A 2,290-nucleotide genomic window follows, 5' to 3' on the forward strand; every position below is an offset into this window, starting at 1 on the left:
TGACCTCATCATCGATCTCCAGAGCACTCTCGCGCGCCTGAGCGAAGGTGACCCGCAACTTCTCCAACAAACCCTCACTCCCCCCCGACGTCCACGACTCATGAACCAACGGGGCCCCACACAGTCCATCCGCCGGAGAAGTTCCCTTACGTGAATGAATCGGGGCGTCACGGCTACTTGGTGGGAACCGAATGTCAGCCGGAAGGAGCACTGTGATGGTCTCGGAGACGGTTCTGGTATCTGTACCCCGGGGTGTGGAGCTTGTCGGCGACCTGGAGGTGCAAGCATCATCCCGGGGAGTCGTGCTGTTCGTGCACGGGAGCGGCAGTTCCCGTCACAGCCCCCGCAATCGAGCGGTCGCCGAGGAACTGCGCCGACACGGGTGGGGCACACTACTGATGGACCTGCTCAGCGAGGAGGAAGAACGGACCGACGCGGCGACCGGGCAGCACCGCTTCGACATCGGCCTGCTGGCTGAGCGGACTGTGTCGGCCATCGACTGGCTCGGCAGGCACCCTGCGACAGGTGATTTCTCCGTTCACCTCTTCGGCGCGAGTACGGGAGCGGCGGCGGCCTTGGTCGCAGCGGCTGAGCGGTCTGACCGGATCCGCTCCGTGGTCTCCCGTGGTGGGCGGCCCGATCTCGCCGGCGGTGCGCTGGGGCGGGTGCAGGTGCCCGTCCTGCTGCTGGTGGGCGGGCAGGATCACGAGGTGCTCGAACTGAACCGGACTGCGTCGGAACTGCTGCCTGCGACTCACCGCGTTCAGGTTGTTCCCGGGGCAACGCACCTCTTCGAGGAGCCGGGTGCGCTGGCGGAGGTCGCCGCCGCAGCGCGCCAGTGGTTCTTGAAATCCGCTGAGCCCGGAACCGATGAACGCCACTGATAGCGGTGGCAGGCCGAACCCCGAACCCCAGCCGGACGCGTCAGAGTCCCGGTCTGGCCGACCAGGCGAGTGTGCCTACCCCCACCGCGCCCTGTGCCGTCGGCGAGCGTGTCGACGGCGCCTCGTCGCAGCCGATTCCGGCGTCCGCGCCGAGTCACCGCGCAAGACCCTCCGGTCCGGTAACGAACCACCAGACCAGCTCAGACGGCAGCGGGAGCCTACGGGGGACCCTGATCCATTCCAGATGGTTACGTGGAGCACCTGATGAGCCGGTCTCGAGCTCGGCGCCACCGTAATGGCACCGGGTGTGACCACGTTGATCAGTCAGTAGGCGAAACGGAGCACATAGCGCCGCTGCCATGGGGTTTCGACGGCGCGGGAGTCGTAGTGGCGGCGCACGAAGCCGACCGCATCGGCGGCTGGCACTCCGTCAAGAACCGCGAGACAGGCCAGCGCCGTGCCCGTACGGCCTCGGCCCCCGCCGCAGGCGACCTCGACACGCTCGGACTCCGCCCGGGACCATGCCTCGCTCAGCAGCGCTTGGGCCTGTGTGCGGCTGGTGGGCAGCCGGAAGTCAGGCCAGCGAAGCCACCGGGAATCCCAGGTGACCTTGGGAGGCTGCTTGCCGAGTAGAAAGACGGAGAAGTGAGGCTCTGGGCCGGCTGGAAGTTGCCGGCGCAGCCCACGCCCGCGCACCAGACGTCCCGACGGAAGGCTGAGTACACCGGTACTGCCCGGCTCCCAAGTCTGGGTCACCCGCTCAGCCTAGCCCGTTCCACCTTTTGACCGCCCCCGCAGTGGGCGCTCCGACGACGTGCCGCTCGATGCGAGACGCGCACCTTGCCGCGGCTCACGCAGACCTCTACCCCCAGACGACCCCAATCCTCGCCGTCCTGATCGGGCGGGTACGGGCCTGTGAGCGGCTGCTTGTAGGTGAGGGCAGTCGTATTGCCGGCGGCCGGGCCGAGTTCGGGATCGTCTGCCGTCCAGTGCCAGGTCTTACCGAGGGCGTGCGGCTTGTCTGCGGCGATTTCGCTGGCTCTCGGGGCGGGTTGCTCGTCGGGCTCGGTCGGGCTCGGCGCTGCGGCTGGTGGCGGTGCATGCGGTGGTGGCGGCGATGAGCGCGATGGCTGCGGCGGCGGTGCGGAGGCGCGTGGCTCCCCCTCGGTGTCGTGTGCGTGGGGGGTGAAGGAAGTGTGCCCCAATGGTGGATATCTACGCTACGGCGCGGCCTGCGGGGCGGTCCTGGCCGCGCAGTACGGAGCCCCTGCCGAGCGAACTGACGCTGTTGGTTTATTCGGGGGTGGCTTTTACTCGGCCCTGCTGAGCTTTGGCTCGGTGGGGCCGAGTGCTGCGAAGTGGCTGGTGCGGGTGCGGGCTCGTGGTGTGCTGGTGAGGTGGGCGTC

At 68.3% G+C, this 2,290-nt stretch carries 2 protein-coding genes; one reads left to right on the plus strand and one right to left on the minus strand.

Annotated elements, in window-relative coordinates:
* The first annotated feature begins 215 nt into the window (after positions 1–215).
* The gene (locus ACRDP3_RS21610) at positions 216–884 is read left to right on the plus strand and encodes a dienelactone hydrolase family protein (protein ID WP_431518640.1); all 669 of its coding nucleotides are present in this window, start codon (positions 216–218) and stop codon (positions 882–884) included.
* 324 nt (positions 885–1,208) lie between these two features.
* On the opposite strand, the gene ACRDP3_RS21615 is transcribed toward ACRDP3_RS21610, so the two are convergent.
* Positions 1,209–1,640, minus strand: a complete 432-nt coding sequence (locus tag ACRDP3_RS21615; RefSeq protein ID WP_431518641.1) for a protein-tyrosine phosphatase family protein — start codon at positions 1,638–1,640, stop codon at positions 1,209–1,211.
* Positions 1,641–2,290 lie beyond the last annotated feature (650 nt).

The organism is Streptomyces sp. (assembly GCF_050698815.1).
Lineage (GTDB): Bacteria > Actinomycetota > Actinomycetes > Streptomycetales > Streptomycetaceae > Streptomyces.

Excerpts from the sequence above, each read along its gene's own strand:
- ACRDP3_RS21610 (WP_431518640.1), top strand. The coding sequence starts at position 216 with ATGGTCTCGGAGACGGTTCTGGTATCTGTACCCCGGGGTGTGGAGCTT.